Genomic DNA, 19124 nt, shown 5'->3' with positions numbered 1-19124 from the left:
TTCAAACCCTTGCCTCGGGGGCCGGCTGGGCCGGTGCGCCCATTGCGACGGCCACGTCGTCGGCGGGTTTCAGTTCGCCGGCCCGCTTCAGGAAGTATGACGCCAGCAACGGGGCCAGGATCGAACTGATTAGCACGCACGCGGCAACTTGCGCGGTGGCGGTGCCGACATATTGCTGCAGCGACGGGTCGGCGGCCGCCACCACGGCTGGCGTGGCGATGGCGTTGCCGGCCGTGGTGCCCGCGGCAAAGCCGATGCCGCTTTTGCCGCCGCGCCGCAGGATGTAGCGATAGCCCAGGTACACCAGGAAGCCGGTAATGGGGCTGATCAACAGGCCCAGCACGAGGCCGGTCATGCCGCCGGACACCACGGCGCCCAGGTTGATACCGGTACCCAGGGAAAAAGCGAAGAACGGGATCACGATGTTGGGCACCGGCTTGAGCACGTTGCGCCATTGCACGTCGAGGTTGCCCACCGCCACGCCCAGCAGGAACGGCACCAGCGCGGCCACCAGCGCCGTCACCGGGATATCGGCCAGGCCCGAGGCCCCCAGGAACAGCAGGCTGAAAAACGGGCCGTCGTTGACCGCACTGGCCACATAGGCGCCGCGGTCGCGGCTGTCGCCGTATTGCCCTGTATAGGCCAGCCACAGGCCGCCGTTGCTGTTGTCGAACGCCGCCAGCATCGCCAGGATCGACACGCCCATGATGCCATCCAGGCCCACGTAGCTGCCCAGCAGCACGATCAGCGTGGCGGGCACCAGCGTCTTCATCAAGAGGATGGTCCCCGCCGTGGCCAGGATGGGGCCGCCGGTGCGCATGTTCACTTGCGTACCCGTGGCGAAGATCAGCAGGGCGATCAAGGGCAGCGCGCTGTTCTTGAACAATGCGGTGGTAAAGCCGCCGACGGCCAGCGCGTCGGGCGCGAACGTGCCGATGATGGAGCCCAGGATCAGCGGCAGCAGCATCAGCCCGCCCGGCACTTTCATCATGGCCGAAAACATGGGAAAGCGGGAAACTTCGGAGTTCATGTACGTGTCTCCAGGACCTTTTATCAGGGGCCGGCCAACCAGGAAAATCCGGATACGCCGGCGCGGAAAACGCTAGTGTACATCGATACGTACAAGCTGTACGTACAGAACATCCTCCTCGATCGGCCCCAAGGCCTGGCCAGCAAAAAGCCCCGGAGCGGCAGGCTCCGGGGCTCGGTACGACAGGCTGCCTGGACGGCCCGCCTTATTCCACCAGCTTCAGCTTGTCCAGCGGCGTCACAGCCTTGAACGCCTTGCGGGTGGCGATGTGCTCGGGCCTGGGATTCAGCCCGTACTTCGGCGGGTTCAGTGTGTTCTCCATGCTGTTGTAGACCATGAAGACATTGGCGCGCGGCCACGGCGAGATATTGCTGTTCGACCCGTGCATCGTGTTGCAGTCGAAAAACACCACCGAGCCGGCCTTGCCCATCATGGTACGGATACCGCCCTGCTCGACCAGCAGTTGCAGGCTGACAGGATCGGGCACGCCGTATTCCTGCTTCTTCAGCGACTGCTTGTAGTGGTCGCTCGGCGTTTCGCCCACGCACGAGATGAACTGGCGGTGCGAACCAGGCACCAGCATCAGCGGGCCGTTGCACTCATTGTTGTCGCTCAGCAGCACCGAGCAACTGAGCGCGCGCATCGACGGCATGCCGTCTTCCACGTGCCAGGTCTCGAAATCGGAATGCCAGTAGAACTCTTTGCCCTTGAAGCCGGGCTTCATGTTCGCGCGCGACTGGTGGATGTACACCTCGGAACCCAGCAACTGGCGCGCCACGTTGGACAAGCGCGGATCGCGGGTCAGGCGCGCAAGCATGGAATTGAGCACATGCACCATGAAGATCGAACGCACGGCATTGCTGCCCGGCTCGGTGATGGCCTCTTCGCGGCGCACGATGGCGGGATCGCGCGTCATGCGCTCGACCTCGGCGACCAGGGCTTGCACTTCCGCTTCGGAAAACACATTTTCCAGCAGCAGGAAGCCATCGCGGTCGTAGCCCTGGACTTGTTCGGCCGACAATGCATCGGCGTACTTTCCATCGCCATAGACCACCGGGTCCTGGCGGGCAATGATGGCGGAACTGCGATCCGTACGCGAGGCGTACGGATCCTGCGCAGGTGAGATCATAATCAGCCTCCTTGTTCTCAGGCCGCTTGGGCTTGGGCAGGCAGCGCGTAGACGCCCTCGGCGTCGTGCACTTCCTGGCCGGTCAGCGGCGGGTTGAACACGCATATGACGCGCAGCGGCTCTTTGCCGCCGCACAGCCAATGCTCGTCGTTCTCGTTCAGGGCGTACACGACGCCCGGTCCCAGCTCATATTTCTTGCCATCGGCGATCGTCTCGATGGAACCATCGCCTTCGACGCACCAGACCGCTTCAAGATGATTCTTGTAGTGGATGTGCGTACGTCCGCCGGGAAAAATGGTGGTCTCGTGAAACGAAAACCCCATGCCGTCCTTCTTCAGCAGCACGCGGCGGCTGACCCAGGTGTCGGTGCGGACTTCGTCCTGAGTTCCGATCACATCTTTCACATTGCGTACGATCATCGACGTTTTCCTCCAAATTTCAGAACACGGGCAGATTGGCCCGACTCGCCCAGCGCTTCGGCCACCGAGGCTTCGATGGTTTCCAGGCCGCGGGTCAGCAGCTCGTCTTCGATGGTCAGGGCCGGCAGCAGCTTCAGCACTTCGTCTTGCGCGCCCGAGGTCTCGATGACGACGCCGCGCTTGAAGGCCTGATGCGCAATACGGTTGGCCAGCGACGGATCGGCGGTGGTGACCAGGCCCTGGATCAGGCCGCGTCCGCGCACGGCCAGGCCGGCATTGGGATAGCTGTGGGCCAGGTTTTCCAGCCAGTCGCGCACCAGGCGCTCTTTGCGCTGCACTTCGGTCGAGAAGGCATCGCTGGACCAATACGTGTCCAGCGCCTGCGTGGCGGTGACGAACGCCAGGTTGTTGCCGCGGAACGTGCCGCTGTGCGCGCCCGGTTTCCAGATGTCGAGCTCGGGCTTCATCAGCACCAGCGACATGGGCAGCCCGAAACCCGACAGGGATTTCGACAGCGTGATGATGTCGGGACGGATGCCCGCCGATTCGAAGCTGAAGAAGCTGCCGGTACGGCCGCAACCGACCTGGATGTCGTCCACGATCAACAGCATGTCATGGCGGTGGCAGAGTTTTTCCAGCTCTTTCAGCCAGCGCAGCGTGGCCACGTTGACGCCGCCCTCGCCCTGCACCGTCTCGACGATGACGCCGGCCGGCTTGTCCAGGCCGCTGCTGGGGTCTTCCAGCATGCGCTCGAGATAGGCGATGGTGTCGACGTCGGGGCCGAAATAGCCGTCATACGGCATGAAGGTCGTATTGCCCAGCGCATAGCCGGCCGCGTCGCGGAACTTCATGTTGGCCGTCGCGGCCAACGAACCGCCGCTGACGCCGTGGAATCCGTGCGTGAACGAAATGATGTTGGAACGGCCCTTGACCTGGCGCGCGATCTTCAACGCTGCCTCGACCGCATTGGTACCGGTCGGCCCCGTGAACTGCAAGGTGTACTGCCAGTTGCGCGGCTTAAGCAACACGCGATCGACAGTCTCCAGGAATTGCTTCTTGGCACTGGTGGCCATGTCCAGGCCATGCACGACGCCGTCGGATTCCAGGTACTCGAGCAGTTTTTCCTTGAAGACCGGGTTGTTGTGGCCGTAGTTCAAGGTGCCCGCGCCGCTGAAGAAGTCGATGTACTCGCCACCTTCCTCATCGATCAGGACAGAGCCCCGAGCCTGACTGAATATCACCGGAAACGACCGGATGTAGCCACGCACTTCCGACTCCATCCGGTCAAAGATTTTCAAGTCCATAGAATCCTCCCTTCATCTCGTGAATTGACAGACACAGAGGCAGCCAATGCCCGGCGGGCATGGAACCAGCCTGCGTCCCGGTTCGGTAGGCCGTCGACCTGCACACCCTTCAGGGTGGCGGCAGCGTGAACGGGCCTATCTTCAACAACATCTCGTCGTCATGGTCGGCACCCCCGAACAACTGCCGGTCGAAAAAAGGCTGTTCGGAGATGTGCGCGCCCAGCTCGCCGGCCAAGCCGGCGAAGGTGCGGCGCGAAGCCTGGTTGTCAGGTCCCACCGTGGTTTCAAGATGACGAACATGCTCCAGCTCTTTGCGCTGCAAAAGTTCGCGAAGCATGGTGCGGCCCAACCGTTGGCCGCGCGCGCGGGGATGCACGGCAACCTGCCAGACGAAGATCGCGTCGGGGCGGGTTGGCGGCAAATATGCGGAAATGAACCCATCGATGCGGCCGCCGGCGCTTTCGGCCACCACGCAGGTGGCGCTGAAGTGCTCGCACAGCAGCAGATAGGCATATAAAGAATTGACGTCCAGCGGCGGGCACTCGGACACCAGGCGGTGCAGTGCGGCGCCATCGTTGCGGCGCGGCGGGCGCAATTGCAGGCGCTGGCTGGCAGCGGCCGGCTGGGCGGCCGAAGAAGGTTGGGGGGATTGCAGGACTTGCCCCCTCATACGACCAGCCCCGATTCGGGCGGCGCGCCGCCGGTGGGCACTTCCAGGATGGGCGAGGACACGTCGCCATGGGTTTCGACCGCATGGCCTTCCTGTTCCATCAGGGCCACGATGCGTTCGAGCGAGAGCGTGATGGTGGCCTGCTCGAGCTCGGGCAGCGCGTTCAGCGCGTCCGCCAGGTGCTTTTGCAAGGGCGACGGCGCCTGCAAGGCCAGTTCGCGGCCGGCGTCGGTAGCCGACACGAACACAATGCGGCGGTCTTCGCGGCCGCGTTCGCGGCGCACCAGGCCCTTGTCTTCCAGGCGATCGAGAATGCCCACCACGGTGCTGGGGCTGACATGGATCTCGCGGCTGATGGCGGTAGCAGTCAGCGGGCCATTGGCGATAACCGTGCGCAGGCACATCAACTGCGGCGCGGTGATATGGCTGACCGCGGCGAGTTGGCGCGAATGCAGCGCGATCGAACGCGTGATGCGGCGCAGGGCACGCAAGATGCGCAGGTCGTACTGCTGTGACGGATCGGACGTAGGCACGTTGTTCATGACTGAAAATAGTTCAGTAGGATTGATTTCTACTCAAATGATTCTACCCAGATAATATGCGCTTGACAGGCCCAGGTCAACCCAAAATGCCGTGAAGATGTGAATAAATGCATTCACATTTCAAGAAGATGATGAAAAATATGGCTTTTTAGGGAAACGCCCGGGGAATTTTCAAAGGCGTTGCCGGGGTATGGCCGCAGCCTCACCGGCGGGACTGGGGATTACCCTGGGGGTGGAAAAAACATATGTTTTTTATTTTCACGTTTATTTATCATGTGTTTTTTATCGCTTGCTGCCACCGCCATCGTGCCTGCGCCCGCCCCTCCTTTATTGGTCCTGCAACGCCTGCAAAGCCTGCTTGAGCAATTGCCGCCCGAGCTGCAGCGCGCCGCGCATTGGGTCGCCGACCATCCTGTCGAAGTCGGCCTGTGGTCGATGCGGCGCCAGGCGCAGGCGCTGGGGGTGGCCCCGGCCACCATGCTGCGGCTGGCCCGGGCGGCCGGCTACGACAGCTACGAGGTCTTCCGTGCGCCGTTCCAGCAGGCGCTGGCCGGCGAACGCCCCGCCAGCCTGCGCGAACGTGCCGCCGAACTTCAGGCCCTGCACGGCAGCGCCGGCCAGCCCGGCCATGACGCCCTGACAGGCCTGCAGGCGCAGGCGATCCAGTCAGTGTGCACGCTGAACAGTTCGGCGGCCTTCGACGCCGCCGTCAAGACCCTGCTCGACGCGCGCCAGGTGGGATTCCTGGGAACACGCTCGGCGTTCGGCATTGCCTTCCAGATGCACTACGCCTACCAACTGGTACGGCGCAACAGCGTGCTGATCGATGGGCTGGGCGGCCTGCAGGCCGAGACCGTCGACAACCTGCGGGAAACCGACGCGCTGATCGCCATTTCGCAATCGCCCTATCCCAGCGCGACCGTGCGGCTCGCGCGGCAAGCCGCGCAGCAAGGCGTGGCCGTCATCGCCCTGACCGACGACACCCTGTCGCCGCTGGCGGTCGATGCACGCCACGTTCTGCTGTTCGAGCGCCCCGACCGCGATGGCGTGCGGCAGCAGCCCCTGCAGCGCGGGCCGGGCTCTTTCTTTCACACGACCGCGGGGCTGCTGGGCCTTGCCGAACACCTGATCGCGCGCCTGACGGCACGCGGCGGCGTGGAAATACTGAATCGCCTGAGCGAGATCGAAGACCGGATGCATGCCGACAAGGTGTACTGGTCGGCAGCGGCGGGACAGCCCAACCACTAGACCGAAGAGGAACCACCATGGAGCACCTGCCTGGCCGCAACATGAAATTCCGCCTGACCGGTGCGCTGCTGTGCGCGCTGCTGGCCGCGCCTGCGGCCGCGCAGGATTATCCGCAACGGGCAATCAAGGTCGTGGTGCCATCGGCCGCCGGCGGTTCGCCCGACATCATCATCCGCCTGCTGGCGCAGGTAGCCGGCCAGGACCTGGGCCAGACCCTGGTGGTGGAAAACAAGCCCGGCTCGTCCGGCATCGCCGGCATTACCGAGGTCTACCGCGCGCAGCCCGATGGCTACACCGTAGGCTATGCCAACAACGTCACCCTGGCCATCAACCGCAGTACGTTCAAGGAATTGCCCTACGATCCCGACCGGCTGGCGCCCGTGGCGCTGCTGATCAAGGTCGCCAACATCCTGGCCGTCAACCCGCAATCGCCGGCACAGTCGATAGGCCAGTTCGCCGACTATGTGAAGCAGCGTCCCGACCAGGTCACCTACGCCTCGCCCGGCCAGGGCACGTCGGGCCACCTGAGCGGCGAGCTGCTCGCGCAAACGGCAGGCCTGCGCATGATGCACGTGCCCTACCGCGGCAGCCCCGCGGCCACCACCGACGTGATCGGCGGCACGGTCGATGCCTTGATCGACAATACCGCCAGCATCAGCGCGCACATCCGGTCCGGGAAGCTGCGGCCGCTGGCCATCACAAGCCTGCAGCGCTCGCCGCTGTTTCCCGACCTGCCCACCATTGCGGAAACGCTGCAGCCCGGCTTCGAGAGCGTGGCCTGGGGCGGGCTGGTGGCCCCGCCGGGCACGCCCGCAGAGATCGTGCAAAAACTCAACGCCGCCTTCAACAAGGCCCTGCAAGAGCCGGCCACGCGCCAACGGCTGCAGGACATGGGCATCGAAATCGTGGGCGGCACGCCCCAGGCGCTATCGGACTACGCCGCCCAGGAAACCCGCAAATGGGCCGAAGTCGTCAAGCAGGCCAAGCTGCCCGTGCAATGAACCCCGCCATGAACATCGCCATCGCCGGTTTCCATATCGAGTCGGTCAGCTTCCTGCCGGTAGTCTCGACTTACGCCGATTTCGAACAAGGCTGCCAGCGCGGCACCGATATAGTGACGGCCCTGCGCGGCACCAACACCGTGATCGGCGGGTTCATCGAGGTCTGCGAGCAGGAAGGGGCCCGCATGTTGCCCATCTTGAACGCGTATCGCGGCGCGCTGGGCCCCGCCTCGGACGAGGCCATCGAGCGCTACGCCGACGAGATCGCCACGGCGCTGCGGGCCGAGCGCGGCAAGCTCGATGGCGTGCTGCTGCACCTGCATGGCGCATCCTGGGCGCCGTCGTACCTGGACCCCGAGCACCATATCATCGACACGGTGCGCGCCGCGATCGGCCCGGACCTGCCGCTGGTGGTGGCATTCGACTACCATGGCAACCTGGACGCACGCACCCTGCAGAACCTGGACGCAGCCTTTGCCTACCAGCAGTCGCCCCATACCGACATGGGCGACACGGGCCGCCGCGCGGCGTGCTGCCTGGTGCGCACCCTGCGCGGCGAGATCCGGCCCAGCATGGCCATCGCCAAGCCTGGCGTGCTGGTGCCCAGCATTTTCAGCGCCACGGCCCTGCCCTGCCTGGCCGGCATCCTGGCCCAGGCCCGCGAACTCGAGCGCGCCGAAGCTGGCTATATGGATATCTCGGTGATGGCCGGCTTTTCCTACGCCGATGCCCCCAATACCGGTTTTGCGGTGCTGTGCGTCACCGACGCCGCCCCCGAACGCGCCCGCCAGGTGGCCGAACAGCTCAGCGCCCGCATCCACGCGCAACGCCGCGAGCTGTACCACGCCCTGCAGGTGCTGAACGTGAAGCAGGCGGTCGATTACGTGTTGGCGCATCCGGCCGGCAAACCCTATGTGCTGCTGGAACATGCCGACCGCATGAATGACTCCACCTATGTGCTGGCCGAACTGCTGGCCCGCCATGTCGAGAGCGCCGCGGTGCCCTTTGTCATGGACCCGCAGGCCGCGCAACGCGCCGCCGAAATCGGTGCGGGCCGCACCGGCCCCCTGGAACTGGGCGGCTGGACGTCCGAACGGGCGGGGCCGCGCCTGACCGTCGAGGCCCGCGTGCTGCAAGCCGGCCCGATGCAGTTTCGCGTGTCGGGGCGCATGAACCACGGCATGCCGGTGGATTTGGGCCCGAGCGCCCTGCTGCAGATCGGCGGCGTGTCGGTCAGCGTCACGTCAAATTACGTCTTCGGCGTGGACGAAGACCCGTTCCGGATTTTCGGCCTGAAATCGTCAGACTTCGACATCATCGTGCTGCGTTCCAAGACCCATTTCCGCCACCATTACGAGCCGCTGGCGCAAGAGATATTGATCGTCGATACGCCCGATTACGGGCCCGCCGACCTGACCACGCTGCCCTACCGCCACGCCGATCGCCAGGCCTACCCCTTTTGCGACCACCCTTCCTGAGCGCCTGCGGCGCCCGCTTTTCATCGAACCTACCGACATGAGCACTACCCACGTATTCCACCGATCATTGCGCGCCACCCCGCCCGTGGCCGTGCGGGGCCAGGGTGCCTGGCTTTACGACAGCGCCGGCCGCGCGTATCTCGATGGCTCGGGCGGCGCCGCCGTTTCGTGCCTGGGTCACAATCATCCCGATGTACAGGCGGCCATGCATGCGCAGATCGACCAACTGGCCTATGCGCACACGGGCTTCTTCACTACCGAGGTCGCCGAGCGGCTGGCCCGGCGGTTGGTGGCGGATGCCCCGGCCGGCACCAGCCACGCCTATTTCGTCTCGGGAGGTTCGGAAGCCGTCGAGGCCGCATTGAAGATGGCGCGCCAGTATTTCGTCGAGATCGGCCAGCCGCAGCGGCGCCACATCATCGCCCGCCGCCAGAGTTACCACGGCAACACCCTGGGCGCCCTGGCCGTGGGCGGCAACGAGTGGCGCCGTGCGCAATTCAAGCCGCTGCTGATCGACGTGACGCACGTATCGCCGTGCTATGAATACCGCGACGCCGGCACTGGCGAGTCGCCCGAGGCCTATGGGGCACGCCTGGCGCAGGAACTCGAAGACACCATCGCACGGCTGGGCGGCGACAGCGTGATCGCCTTCGTGGCCGAACCGGTGGTGGGCGCCACCGCCGGCGCCCTGGCCGCGGTGCCGGGCTACTTCCGCCGTATCCGCGAAGTGTGCGACCGCCATGGCGTGCTGCTGATCGCCGATGAAGTCATGTGCGGCATGGGCCGCACCGGCAGCCTGTACGCCGTTGAACAGGAAGACATCGTGCCCGATCTGATCACCATCGCCAAGGGCCTGGGCGGCGGCTACCAGGCCATCGGCGCCGTCATGGCACAGCAGAAGATCGTCGCCGCCATGAGCGCGGGAACCGGCTTTTTCCAGCATGGCCATACCTACCTGGGGCATGCCACGGCCTGCGCCGCGGCGCTGGCCGTACAGGACGTGATACGCCGCGACGGCCTGCTGCAACGCGTGCGCGACCAGGGGGCCGGCCTGCGCCAGCGCCTGCACGCCGCGCTGGGCGAACATCCCCATGTGGGCGATATCCGCGGGCGCGGCCTGTTCATGGGCGTCGAACTGGTCGCCGACCGCGCGAGCAAGCAGCCATTCGACCCCAGGCATGCCCTGCACGCACGCATCAAGCGCGAGGCCATGGCCCGCGGACTGATGGTCTACCCCATGGGCGGCACCATCGACGGCCAACTGGGCGATCACGTGCTGCTGGCTCCGCCTTTCATTGTGTCGAACGACGAACTGGACCAATTGACCGAACGCCTGGCCGGCGCCATCGACGCGGCCATCGCTCAAACCCGATCTTAGGCTTTACTGATGCACCGGGGCACAGCCCCGGCGCCGTACACCGCGCGCCCTGGCTCGGACGCGCCATTCGCCGGAAACACCGGTATTTCACGGGGAAAATCCTCAAAAGGAGTTTGTATGAGCAAGTCAGTCAAACACACCTTGGGCAACAAGAAGAAAACCTTGGGCCTGGCCGCGGCTTGCGCGGCCGTGGCCATGGCATTCGCCGCCCCGCTGCCCGCCTCGGCGCAGCAAAAGTTCGTCAGCATCGGCACCGGTGGTGTCACGGGCGTGTACTACGCCGCCGGCGGCTCGATCTGCCGGCTGGTCAATAAAGACCGCTCGTCGCACGGCATCCGCTGCTCGGTCGAATCCACCGGCGGCTCGGTGTTCAACGTGAACACCATCAAGGCCGGCGAACTGGACCTGGGCGTGGTGCAATCCGACGTGGGCTACAACGCCTACAACGGCGCCGGCCAATTCAAGGACGCGGGTGAATTCAAGAAACTGCGCTCGGTCTTCTCGATCCATCCCGAACCCTTCACCGTGGTGGCTCGCAAAGAAGCCAACATCAAGTCGTTCGAAGACTTCAAGGGCAAGCGCTTCAACGTGGGCAACCCCGGTTCCGGCACCCGCGCTTCCATGGAAGAGCTGCTGGCCACCATGGGCTGGACCATGAAGGACTTCTCGCTGGCCTCGGAACTGCGCCCCGACGAGCATGGCTCGGCGCTGTGCGACGGCAAGATCGACGGCTTCTTCTACGGCGTGGGCCACCCGTCGGCCAACATCCAGGATCCGGCCACCACCTGCGGCGCGCAACTGGTGTCGCTGACCGGGCCGGCAGTGGACGAGCTGGTCGAGAAGTACGCGTACTATGCCCACGCCACCATTCCCGGCGGGCTGTACCCCGGCAACCCCGAGGACACCAAGACCTACGGCGTGACGGCGACGTTCGTCACCTCGGCGGACGTGCCCGAGGAAACCGTCTACACCATCGTCAAGGCGGTATTCGACAACCTGGATGACTTCAAGAAACTGCATCCGGCCTTCGCGCACCTGAAAGCCGAAGACATGACCAAGAACGGCCTGTCGGCCCCGCTGCACCCGGGTGCCGAGAAGTACTTCAAGGAAAAAGGCCTGCTGTAGCCGTCCGTGCCGGCTGGCCGCACCGCATGGCGGCGGGGCCGGCCCTGGTTTTACCGTGACGCCGGGGCGCGCACCGCATGCATGTGCGGCGCGTGCCGGCCACCCGAACACGCTGGGGAAATTCAATGAAGACCGAGCCGTCCACCACGACTGCCGATCTGGAACAACTGGTCGCCGACGTTGACCGGGGCGGGCGCAAAGCCGGCGGCATCGCCGGGGCTACGCTCGCACTGGGCGCGCTGCTATGGTCGCTGTTCCAGCTCTGGTATGCCTCGCCACTGCCGTTCACGTTCAGTTGGGGCATTTTCAACGACACCGAGGCCCGTGCGCTGCACTTGGGCATCGCCATGTTCCTGGGCTATCTGGCCTATCCGGCGCGCAAGAGTTCGCCGCGCGACCGCATGCCATGGCACGACTGGGTGCTGGCCATCATCGCGGCGTTCTGCGGCGCCTATCTGTTCCTGTTCTACAGGGAACTGGCGGCCCGGCCCGGCCAGCCCACCAGCATGGACGTGGCCACGGCGGCCATCGGCCTGTTGCTGCTGCTGGAAGTCACGCGCCGTTCGCTGGGCCTGCCCATGACCGTACTGGGTGCGGTATTCGTGCTGTACGTGCTGGCCGGCCCCTGGTTGCCCGACGTGCTGGCGCACCGCGGCGCCTCGATCGAACGCCTGGCCTCGCACATGTGGCTGACCACCGAAGGCGTGTACGGCGTGGCGCTGGGCGTATCGGTGTCGTATATCTTCATCTTCGTGCTGCTGGGCTCGCTGCTGGACAAGTGCGGCGCCGGCAACTACATGATGCAGGTGTCATTCGCGCTGCTGGGCCACCTGCGCGGCGGCCCGGCCAAAGTAGCCGTGGTGTCTTCGGCCGTGAACGGCCTGGTTTCGGCCTCGTCGGTCGCCAACGTAGTCACCGGCGGCATCTTCACCATTCCGCTGATGAAAAAAGCCGGCTATGGGGGGATCCGGGCCGGCGCCATCGAAACCGCATCGTCGGTCAACGGCCAGATCATGCCGCCGGTGATGGGCGCGGCCGCGTTCCTGATGATCGAATACGTGGGCATTCCGTACACCGACATCATCCGCCACGCGATCCTGCCGGCCTCGATCTCGTACATCGCGCTGTTCTATATCGTGCACCTGGAAGCCCTGAAGCTCGGCATCCAGCCCATGATGTCGGCCGGCAAGCCGCGCACGCCACTGCAGAAGCTGGCGGGCTGGGGCATGGGAATCAGCGGCACGCTGATCGTGATGGGCCTGGTCTACTGGATAGGCATAGGCGTCAAGGCCATGGCCGGCGCAGCCGCGCTGTGGATATTGCTGGCCTTGCTGGTGGCGCTGGATGTCTGGCTCCTGCGCCTCGCCGCCCGCCATCCCGACCTGTCCGAGGAAATCAGCATCACCAATCCGGTGCGCCCGGAACCCTGGCCCACCGTGCGGGCCGGGCTGCATTTCCTGATTCCCATCGGGATACTGGTATGGTGCCTGAGCATCGAAGAACTGTCGGCCGGCCTGTCGGCTTTCTGGGCGGCGGTGGCGATGCTGGTGCAGATGGTCACCCAGCGGCCGTTGGTGGCGTGGTTCCGCGGCCAGCAGGTCGCGCCCGCGGCGCAGCGCGGCTGGCGCGAAGCCATCGGTGGCCTGGAGGAAGGCGCGCGCAACATGATCGGCATCGCCATCGCGTGCGGCACCGCCGGCCTGATCGTCGGCGCCATCACCCTGACCGGCCTGGGCCTGCGCATGACGGCCTTTGTCGAGTTGGTCTCGATGGGCAATGTGCTGCTGATGCTGATCTTCACGGCCGTCGTGTGCCTGATCCTGGGGCTGGGCATGCCCACCACCGCCAACTACATCCTGATGGCCACGCTGATGGCCCCGGTCGTGGTGGAACTGGGCGCGCAGAACGGGCTGGTGATCCCGCTGATCGCGGTGCACATGTTCGTGTTCTATTACGGCATCATGGCCGACATCACGCCACCGGTGGGCCTGGCCACGTTCGCGGCGGCGGCCATCTCGGGCGAAGACCCGATCAAGACCGGCATCCAGGGCACCACCTATGCCTTGCGCACGGCGGTACTGCCGTTCATGTTCGTGTTCAACCCGCTGCTGCTGCTGATCGACGTGCACGGCTGGTGGGAACTGCTGCTGGTGGTAAGCGGCGCCATCCTGGCATCGCTGACCTTCGCCGCGGCCACGCTGGGCTGGATGCGAGTGCGTTGCACCGTGCTCGAGATCGGCGTGCTGCTGCTGGTGACTTTCATGCTGTTTCGCCCGGACTGGTTCATGAACCACCTGGCCGACAAGTATGAAAACCGGCCAGCGTCCGAACTCATGGCCACGGCGAGCGAAATGCCCGATGGCGGCCGGCTGGTGGCGGTGCTGCACGGCATGAACATCGAAGGCGACGAGCTCACCAAGACCGTGGCGGTGGCCCTGCCCGCGCTGCCCGAGGGCGACACCACCACTGGCGTCGCGGCCGGCCGCAAACGCCTGAGCGAGGCCGGCCTGATGGTCACGTCGCTGGGCGACCAGGTGCAGATCGGCGCCGTGCAATTCGGCAGCCGGGCCCGCCGCGCGGGCTGGGAACAGGGCTGGGATGTGACCAACGTCAAGGTTCCCAACCCGCATCGGCCGTCCGAGTTCTGGGTCTATGTGCCGGCACTGGCGCTGCTTGCCCTGATCTGGGGCCTGCAGGGCCGGCGCGAGAAGCGGCTGAAGGGGTTGGTGGTGGCTTGAAGCATACAGGTGTCAGGCTCCGCAGGTGCCTGACACCGTACTGTTGAGACAGTCGTGGCACACAATGGTGTCAGGCACCTGCGGAGCCTGACACCTGGCTGCATCTGGCGGGACAGCCCCGCTACAGCACGGGCGACAGCACTGGCTGTTTGGGCCGGACATCCAGCGCCCGCCCCTTGCGCGCCCGCTTGCCCACATACGGCTGCAACGCCGCTCCCGCCAGGATGTCCTCGGTAACCTTGTTGCGGTAGATACCCGTGGCCCGCAAGCCCGCCGCCCCGATCGGCACGGTCTGGGCCAGCTTGTCGGCCGCGTCCAGGCCGATCAGGGTGGTGCCGCGGCCGCCGCCCGACAGGGCCTTGACCTCGTCCAGGCCAAACACCAGGAACTTGCCCTTGGCCGACAGCAACGCCAATTGCCGCGCGCCGTCGAACAGCGGCACGGGACGCAACAGCGCATCGCCCGCTTCGAGCGTGATGAATTGCTTGCCGCCGCGCTGGCGCGACACCATATCGCCCAGGCGGGTGGCGAAACCGAAGCCACGCTGGGTGGCCAGCAGCCACCGGCTGTCGGGCGACGCGGCAATGCTGTGCACGATGCGGGTGCCCGGCGCCAGGTCGATCATGGTGGTCACGGGCTGGCCGTCGCCGCGCGCCGATGGCAGGCCCGCCACGGCCACGGAATACACCCGTCCGTTGTCGCCCACGGCGATCAGCGTATCGGTGGTGCGGCATTCGAACGCGCCGTACAGGTCGTCGCCCTGCTTGAAACCGAATTGCGAGGCATCGTGCCCGTGCCCCTGGCGCGCCCGCAACCAGCCCTTCTGCGACACGACCACCGTGACGGGCTCGTCGACCACCTTGGTTTCCAGCACGGCGCGCTCGGCGGTCTTGATCAGCGTGCGGCGATCATCGCCGTACTGCTTGGCATCGCTTTCGATTTCCTTGATCAGCAAGCGCTTGAGCGAAGTGGGGTTGTCCAGCAATTCTTGCAGACGCGCTTGTTCACCGCGCTTTTCGGCCAGTTCCTGCTCGATCTTGATGCCTTCCAGGCGGGCCAGTTGGCGCAAACGCATTTCCAGGATGTCTTCGGCCTGGCGCTCGGACAACTGGAAGCGCTGCATCAACGCCGCCTTGGGCTCGTCGGATTCGCGGATGGTCTGGATGACTTCATCGACATTCAGATACACCACCATGCGCCCTTCCAGCACATGGATGCGGTCGATGACCTTGTCCAGGCGGTAGCGGGTTCGGCGCACCACGGTATCGGTGCGGAACGCCACCCACTCGGTCAGGATGTCGCGCAGGCCCTTCTGGCGCGGGCGCCCGTCGGTGCCGATGCACACCAGGTTGATCGGCACGCTGCTTTCCATGCTGGTCTGCGCCAGCAGGGTGTTGACGAACTCATCGCGGTCCACGCGCGAAGTCTTGGGCTCGAACACCAGCCGCACGGCGGCATCCTTGCCCGACTCGTCGCGCACCGCATCCAGCAGGTTCAGCATCACTGCCTTGGCCTGCTGCTGATCCGCCGTAAGGCTTTTCTTGCCGGCCTTGACCTTGGGGTTGGTGATCTCTTCGATTTCTTCGAGCACCTTCTGCCCCGAAGTACCCGGGGGAAGCTCGTGCACCACCAACTGCCACTGCCCGCGGGCCATTTCTTCGAACTGCCAGCGCGCCCGCGCCTTGAGCGAGCCGCGGCCGCCGGCGTAGATCTGGGCAATATCGGCGGCGGGGGTAATGATCTGGGCGCCACCGGCGAAGTCGGGGCCCGGCACCATGACGTGCAGTTCTTCATCGGACAGCTTGGGCTGCTTGATGAGTGCCACGCAGGCCTGCGCAACCTCGCGCAGGTTGTGCGACGGGATCTCGGTGGCCATGCCCACGGCGATGCCGGACGCGCCATTGAGCAGCATGACGGGCAAGCGCGCCGGCAGCATCTGCGGCTCTTGCTGGCTGCCGTCGTAGTTGGGTATGAAATCGACCGTGCCCTCGTTGAGTTCATCGAGCAGCAGGCGCGAGAACGGCGTCAGGCGCGCTTCGGTGTAGCGCATGGCCGCGGCATTGTCGCCATCGCGCGAGCCAAAATTGCCGTGGCCGTCGATCAGCGGATAGCGCAGCGAGAAGTTTTGCGCCATGCGCACCATGGCGTCGTACGCGGCCTGGTCGCCGTGCGGATGGTACTTGCCCAGCACGTCGCCGACCACGCGGGCCGACTTCACCGGCTTGGCGCCGGGGCCCAGGCCCATGTCCTGCATGGCGAAGAGAATGCGGCGCTGCACGGGTTTCTGGCCATCGCCCACATCGGGCAGGGCACGGCCGCGCACTACGGAAACGGCGTAATCCAGGTACGCCTGCTCGGCGTAGCGGGCCAGCGTGATGGCCTCGTCGGCCTCGCTGGCGGCCGCATCGAACAGGCCGGGTTGATTGGTGTCGGTCATGTGTCTTCGAGGTAGCGTGTACGGTCAGGCGGGCGCGCTCAGATGTCGAGCTCGGCCAGGTTGCCTTTTTCTTCGATCCAGGCGCGGCGCTGCGAGGACTCGCCCTTGCCCATCAGCATGTCGAACATGCGGGTGGTGTCCTCTGGCGACAAGCTGCCGTAGCCCACGGGCAACAGGCGGCGCGTATCGGGATTCATGGTGGTTTCCCACAATTGTTCCGGGTTCATCTCGCCCAGGCCCTTGAAGCGGCTGATGCTCCAGGCACCCTCGCGCACCCCTTCCTTGCGCAGCTTGTCTTGCGCGGCCTCGAGCTCGCCGGTATCCAGGCAATAGATCTTGCGCGCCGGCCGCTTGCCTTGCGCCGGCACATCCAGGCGAAAAAGCGGCGGCTTGGCCACGTAGACGTTGCCGGCTTCGACCAACTTGGGAAAATGGCGATAGAACAGGGTCAGCAGCAGCACCTGGATGTGCGAACCGTCGACGTCGGCGTCGGACAGGATGCAGATGCGGCCATAGCGCAGGCCGGACAGGTCGGGCGTATCGTTCGGGCCGTGCGGATCGACCCCGATCGCCACCGCGATATCGTGGATTTCGTTGTTGGCGAACAGGCGGTCGCGGTCGACTTCCCACGAATTGAGCACCTTGCCGCGCAGCGGCAGGATGGCCTGGAATTCCTTGTCGCGGCCCATCTTGGCCGACCCGCCGGCCGAATCGCCCTCGACCAGGAAGACCTCGGTACGGGTGGCATCCGACGATTCGCAATCGGTAAGCTTGCCGGGCAATACCGCCACGCCCGAGCTCTTGCGTTTTTCGACCTTCTGGGCCGAACGCGCGCGCGCCTGGGCCTGCCGGATGGCCAGCTCGGCCAGCTTCTTGCCGTATTCGACATTGCTGTGCAGCCACAGATCGAGCGCGCTTTTCACGAAGCCACCCACCAGCCGCACCGCGTCGCGGCTGTTCAGGCGTTCTTTGATCTGGCCCTGGAATTGCGGGTCGAGCACCTTGGCCGACAGCACGAAACTGGCGCGGGCAAACACATCTTCGGGCAGCACCTTGACGCCCTTGGGCAGCAGGCCGTGCAGCTCGGCAAAACCCTTGACCGCGCCGTACAACCCTTCGCGCAGCCCCGATTCGTGGGTGCCGCCCGCCGGGGTGGGAATCAGGTTGACGTACGATTCGCGCACGGCATTGCCGTCTTCGGTCCAGGCCACCACCCACTGGGCACCCTCGCCGTCGGCAAAGGTTTCGTGGTCGGCGCCGGCGTACTGCTGGCCTTCGAAGAACGGCACCATCAGTTCGGCGCCGGCCAGGGCCTCGGCCAGATAGCCGCGCAGGCCGTCCTCGTATTGCCAGGTCTTGGTGTCGCCGGTTTTCTCGAGCACCAAGGTGACTTTCACGCCCGGCAGCAGCACCGCCTTGCTGCGCAGCAAGTGGGTCAATTCGCCCAGCGGAATCTGCGGGCTGTCGAAATACTTGGCGTCGGGCCAGACACGCACCCGGGTGCCGGACTTCTTGCGGCCTCCCTCGGGATACGGCGCCAGGGGCTCGGCCACGTCGCCACCCCGGAATACCAGGCGGCTGGTGCTGCCATCGCGCCACACCACGACTTCGAGCCGGGTGGCCAACGCGTTGGTGACCGATACACCAACACCGTGCAGGCCGCCCGAAAACGCATAGGCCCCGCCGCCCTGCTTGTCGAATTTGCCACCGGCATGCAGGCGAGTGAACACCAGTTCGACCACGGGCGCTTTTTCTTCCGGATGCAGGCCGACCGGAATGCCGCGGCCATCATCTTCGACGGACACGCTGCCATCGGTATGCAAAGTGACTTGAACCTGCTTGCCGTAGCCGGCCAGCGCCTCATCGGCGGCGTTGTCGATGACCTCTTGCACGACGTGCAAGGGATTTTCAGTGCGGGTATACATACCCGGGCGCTGGCGAACCGGCTCCAGCCCCTTCAGGACACGGATGGACGCTTCGGTGTAACGTGGTGTAGCCAAGTTATCCCCAAGATCTGTGGAAAAAAACCGACATTTTACGGACAAGTCTAGATTCTGCGCGGCCTGAGGTGGGATGCGCACGACCTGACCAGCCCCGAATTCGGTACGATGACAAGTCTGGCGGCCCGGGGTTGCCGCAACGATTGCGGGGCAGCACCCAGCGGGCCGCGCCGCCACATCCTACACAAAACCGGCAAACCCTGTTGTTATCAACAGTGGTATGCTTAACCCCTTACCTTTCAGTAGAACAAACGGCAGGGCCGCCCAGGCGTCCCATGCTGCTGAACCGAGAATCACCATGAGCGAGCAAATCAAGAACGTCAGCGACGCAAGCTTCGATGCCGATGTGATCAAGTCCAGCCAGCCCGTGCTGGTCGACTACTGGGCAGCCTGGTGTGGTCCGTGCAAGATGATCGCCCCGATCCTGGAAGAAGTCGCTTCTGAATACGCCGGCCGCCTGACGGTCGCCAAGCTCAATGTCGACGAAAACCAGGATACCGCCTCCAAATACGGCATCCGTGGCATTCCCACCCTGATGCTGTTCAAGGATGGCCAGGCCGCCGCCACCAAGGTCGGCGCCCTGTCGAAATCCCAATTGACTGCTTTCCTGGACGGCGCGTTGTAA

Annotated in this window: 15 protein-coding genes; 7 read left to right on the top strand and 8 right to left on the bottom strand. The window is 65.1% G+C overall.

Going from position 1 to position 19124, the window contains the following annotated elements; translation table 11 throughout:
- Position 1: 1 nt before the first annotated feature.
- The 6 genes from KW845_RS05265 to KW845_RS05240 all read right to left on the bottom strand — a co-directional run bounded on the left by KW845_RS05265 (position 2) and on the right by KW845_RS05240 (position 5094).
- The gene (locus tag KW845_RS05265; RefSeq protein ID WP_218368097.1) at positions 2 to 1030 is read right to left on the bottom strand and encodes a 2-keto-3-deoxygluconate permease; all 1029 of its coding nucleotides are present in this window, start codon (positions 1028 to 1030) and stop codon (positions 2 to 4) included.
- A gap of 205 nt (positions 1031 to 1235) precedes the next feature.
- Positions 1236 to 2159 carry an ectoine hydroxylase gene (gene thpD / locus KW845_RS05260; RefSeq protein ID WP_218368096.1) on the bottom strand — a complete coding sequence of 308 codons (924 nt, stop codon included), beginning with the start codon at positions 2157 to 2159 and terminating at the stop codon, positions 1236 to 1238.
- Positions 2160 to 2176: 17 nt separating this feature from the next.
- Entirely contained in the window at positions 2177 to 2578 is a 402-nt protein-coding gene (locus KW845_RS05255) for an ectoine synthase (protein ID WP_218368095.1), read from the bottom strand.
- Positions 2575 to 3882, bottom strand: a complete 1308-nt coding sequence (ectB, locus tag KW845_RS05250; RefSeq protein WP_218368094.1) for a diaminobutyrate--2-oxoglutarate transaminase — start codon at positions 3880 to 3882, stop codon at positions 2575 to 2577. Before ectB ends, KW845_RS05255 begins: the two co-directional genes overlap by 4 nt.
- A 109-nt stretch (positions 3883 to 3991) precedes the next feature.
- Entirely contained in the window at positions 3992 to 4552 is a 561-nt protein-coding gene (gene ectA / locus KW845_RS05245) for a diaminobutyrate acetyltransferase (protein WP_218368093.1), read from the bottom strand.
- Positions 4549 to 5094, bottom strand: coding sequence for a MarR family winged helix-turn-helix transcriptional regulator (locus KW845_RS05240; protein WP_218368092.1), 546 nt, complete (start codon positions 5092 to 5094; stop codon positions 4549 to 4551). The genes ectA and KW845_RS05240 overlap by 4 nt, the downstream gene beginning before the upstream one ends.
- Positions 5095 to 5367: 273 nt before the next feature.
- On the opposite strand from KW845_RS05240, the gene KW845_RS05235 reads away from it, so the two are divergent.
- From KW845_RS05235 to KW845_RS05210, 6 genes are all read left to right on the top strand, one after another.
- The gene (locus KW845_RS05235; protein WP_255592383.1) at positions 5368 to 6342 is read left to right on the top strand and encodes a MurR/RpiR family transcriptional regulator; all 975 of its coding nucleotides are present in this window, start codon (positions 5368 to 5370) and stop codon (positions 6340 to 6342) included.
- A gap of 17 nt (positions 6343 to 6359) precedes the next feature.
- Positions 6360 to 7343 carry a tripartite tricarboxylate transporter substrate binding protein gene (locus tag KW845_RS05230; protein ID WP_218368091.1) on the top strand — a complete coding sequence of 328 codons (984 nt, stop codon included), beginning with the start codon at positions 6360 to 6362 and terminating at the stop codon, positions 7341 to 7343.
- Between the two features lie 8 nt (positions 7344 to 7351).
- Complete coding sequence (locus KW845_RS05225; RefSeq protein WP_218368090.1) at positions 7352 to 8821, top strand: M81 family metallopeptidase; 1470 nt, start codon at positions 7352 to 7354, stop codon at positions 8819 to 8821.
- Between the two features lie 37 nt (positions 8822 to 8858).
- Positions 8859 to 10199 carry an aspartate aminotransferase family protein gene (locus tag KW845_RS05220; protein WP_218368089.1) on the top strand — a complete coding sequence of 447 codons (1341 nt, stop codon included), beginning with the start codon at positions 8859 to 8861 and terminating at the stop codon, positions 10197 to 10199.
- A 117-nt stretch (positions 10200 to 10316) separates the two neighbouring features.
- The gene (locus KW845_RS05215) at positions 10317 to 11324 is read left to right on the top strand and encodes a TAXI family TRAP transporter solute-binding subunit (protein ID WP_218368088.1); all 1008 of its coding nucleotides are present in this window, start codon (positions 10317 to 10319) and stop codon (positions 11322 to 11324) included.
- Positions 11325 to 11449: 125 nt separating this feature from the next.
- Entirely contained in the window at positions 11450 to 14062 is a 2613-nt protein-coding gene (locus tag KW845_RS05210) for a TRAP transporter fused permease subunit (protein WP_218368087.1), read from the top strand.
- A 121-nt stretch (positions 14063 to 14183) separates the two neighbouring features.
- On the opposite strand, the gene parC is transcribed toward KW845_RS05210, so the two are convergent.
- Positions 14184 to 16499, bottom strand: a complete 2316-nt coding sequence (gene parC, locus KW845_RS05205) for a DNA topoisomerase IV subunit A (protein ID WP_218368086.1) — start codon at positions 16497 to 16499, stop codon at positions 14184 to 14186.
- Positions 16500 to 16537: 38 nt separating this feature from the next.
- Positions 16538 to 18499, bottom strand: a complete 1962-nt coding sequence (locus KW845_RS05200; RefSeq protein WP_218368085.1) for a DNA topoisomerase IV subunit B — start codon at positions 18497 to 18499, stop codon at positions 16538 to 16540.
- A gap of 298 nt (positions 18500 to 18797) precedes the next feature.
- Here KW845_RS05200 and trxA point away from each other — a divergent pair, with 298 nt between their 5' ends.
- A complete protein-coding gene (gene trxA / locus KW845_RS05195; RefSeq protein ID WP_218368084.1) occupies positions 18798 to 19124 on the top strand; it encodes a thioredoxin TrxA in 327 nt (108 codons plus the stop codon).

Origin of the sequence: Bordetella sp. BOR01 (genome assembly GCF_019218885.1) — a bacterium.
Lineage (GTDB): Bacteria > Pseudomonadota > Gammaproteobacteria > Burkholderiales > Burkholderiaceae_B > Bordetella_A.
The sequence above is the reverse complement of the archived record's forward strand: the minus strand, read 5'-3'. Positions and strand labels throughout refer to the sequence as shown.

Coding starts and splice junctions, on each gene's coding strand:
- KW845_RS05215 (WP_218368088.1), top strand. CDS start 10,317: ATGAGCAAGTCAGTCAAACACACCTTGGGCAACAAGAAGAAAACCTTG.
- KW845_RS05255 (WP_218368095.1), bottom strand. CDS start 2,578: ATGATCGTACGCAATGTGAAAGATGTGATCGGAACTCAGGACGAAGTC.
- ectB (WP_218368094.1), bottom strand. CDS start 3,882: ATGGACTTGAAAATCTTTGACCGGATGGAGTCGGAAGTGCGTGGCTAC.
- trxA (WP_218368084.1), top strand. CDS start 18,798: ATGAGCGAGCAAATCAAGAACGTCAGCGACGCAAGCTTCGATGCCGAT.
- ectA (WP_218368093.1), bottom strand. CDS start 4,552: ATGAGGGGGCAAGTCCTGCAATCCCCCCAACCTTCTTCGGCCGCCCAG.
- KW845_RS05235 (WP_255592383.1), top strand. CDS start 5,368: ATGTGTTTTTTATCGCTTGCTGCCACCGCCATCGTGCCTGCGCCCGCC.
- KW845_RS05230 (WP_218368091.1), top strand. CDS start 6,360: ATGGAGCACCTGCCTGGCCGCAACATGAAATTCCGCCTGACCGGTGCG.
- KW845_RS05220 (WP_218368089.1), top strand. CDS start 8,859: ATGAGCACTACCCACGTATTCCACCGATCATTGCGCGCCACCCCGCCC.
- thpD (WP_218368096.1), bottom strand. CDS start 2,159: ATGATCTCACCTGCGCAGGATCCGTACGCCTCGCGTACGGATCGCAGT.
- parC (WP_218368086.1), bottom strand. CDS start 16,499: ATGACCGACACCAATCAACCCGGCCTGTTCGATGCGGCCGCCAGCGAG.
- KW845_RS05265 (WP_218368097.1), bottom strand. CDS start 1,030: ATGAACTCCGAAGTTTCCCGCTTTCCCATGTTTTCGGCCATGATGAAA.
- KW845_RS05225 (WP_218368090.1), top strand. CDS start 7,352: ATGAACATCGCCATCGCCGGTTTCCATATCGAGTCGGTCAGCTTCCTG.
- KW845_RS05210 (WP_218368087.1), top strand. CDS start 11,450: ATGAAGACCGAGCCGTCCACCACGACTGCCGATCTGGAACAACTGGTC.
- KW845_RS05240 (WP_218368092.1), bottom strand. CDS start 5,094: ATGAACAACGTGCCTACGTCCGATCCGTCACAGCAGTACGACCTGCGC.